Source organism: Mycobacterium sp. E3247 (assembly GCF_001667785.1).
Classification (GTDB): Bacteria; Actinomycetota; Actinomycetes; order Mycobacteriales; family Mycobacteriaceae; genus Mycobacterium.
Genome location: NZ_LZJG01000430.1, coordinates 1 through 1,387, shown reverse-complemented (window position 1 = coordinate 1,387; position 1,387 = coordinate 1). Strand labels below are relative to the sequence as shown.

Annotated in this window: 2 protein-coding genes; both read right to left on the bottom strand. The window is 71.3% G+C overall.

Features of this window, described 5'->3' with window-relative positions; translation table 11 throughout:
- On the bottom strand, nt 1–155 hold a 155-nt coding region (locus tag A9X04_RS22040; protein ID WP_369828994.1), incomplete at its 3' end, for a polyketide synthase docking domain-containing protein.
- 7 nt (nt 156–162) lie between these two features.
- A partial coding sequence (locus tag A9X04_RS22035; protein WP_156764476.1) for a beta-ketoacyl reductase occupies nt 163–1,387 on the bottom strand: 1,225 nt, incomplete at its 5' end.

The following is a 1,387-nucleotide window of genomic DNA, read 5'->3' as shown; positions in this document are numbered from 1 at the left end:
GGCGAATCCACCCCGCCCGCGTAGCGGCACGCCATGCCGACCACCGCGATCGGTTCGGACAGCCGGCCCTCCAGCTCCGAGACGCGTCGCCGCGCCCGCCTGAGATCGGCCGTCAGTCGCTTGAGGTAGTCGACGTGCTGCGAGGTGTCCGGCATCGTGGTCTCAGCGGCCGAGTTCTTCATCGAGGATGGCAAAGAGTTGGCTTTCGGTGGCGGCATCGAGGTCGGCGTCCAGGCCTTCGGGGTCGGGGTGATCGTCGGGCTCCAGGGTGGCGAGCAGGTTGTGCAGCCGGGCCCGCAGCGCCGATTTGGCGCCCGCGTCCCAACTGGGCTGGGCCAGCAGGGCCTGCAGTTCGCGGGTGATGTCGGTGAAGCGGTCCATCAGGTCCGGCTGGTCGCTCGGGCCGGCGGACAGCTGACCGTCGAGGTGCTCCGCCAGCACCGACGGCGTGGGATAGTCGAAGATCAGCGTGGGTGAAAGCGTAAGCCCCGTGGCGGTTTTCAGCCGGTTGCGCAGCTCAACGGCGGTGAGCGAATCGAAGCCGAGATCCTGGAACGCGCGGCCCGCGTTGATGTCGGCGGGATTCGGCAGCCCCAGCACCGTAGCCGCGTTGCCGCGGACCAGGTCGACCAGCTCACGCTGTCGCGCCTCGGGGGCCAAGCCGTGCAGGCGCGCCGCGAGCCCGGTCATCAGGGCGGTCGTGTCGACGTCGTCGATGACGCGGCGGGTGGTGCGGGCGGCCAGCTCGCTCAACAGCGGGGGCAGCGCGGCGGCGTTGTCGGACAGGGCGACCCGATCCAGGCGGGCGGCCATCAGCACCGGGGCCTCGACCAGCATCGCGGCGTCGAACGACTCCAGCGCCTGCTCGGTGGACAGTGGCGCGATCCCGAGCCTGCTCATCCGGGCCTTGTCGCGTTCGCCGAGATGGGCCGTCATCGCCGACGCCTCCTCCCAGAGGCCCCAGGCCAGCGACAGGCCCGGGAGCCCGTGCGCGCGCCGGTACGCGACCAGCCCGTCGAGGAAGCTGTTGGCGGCGGCGTAGTTGGCCTGGCCGGGAGTGCCCACGATTCCGGCCATCGACGAAAACACCACGAACGCCGACAGATCCTGTTCGCGCGTCAGCTCGTGCAGGTGCCAGGCGCCGTCGACCTTGGCCCGCAACACGGCATCCACCCGATCCGGGGTCAGGGACAAGACCAGCCCGTCGTCGAGGATGCCGGCCGCGTGCACCACAGCGCGCAGCGGATATTCGTCCGGTATCTGCGTCAGCATAGCCGCGACCGCGTCGCGGTCGGCGACATCGCAGGCCACCACCGTCACCCGGGCGCCGGCCTCCTGCAGGCGATCCACCAGCTCCGCGACACCCGGGGCCCCGGCGCCGGCGCGG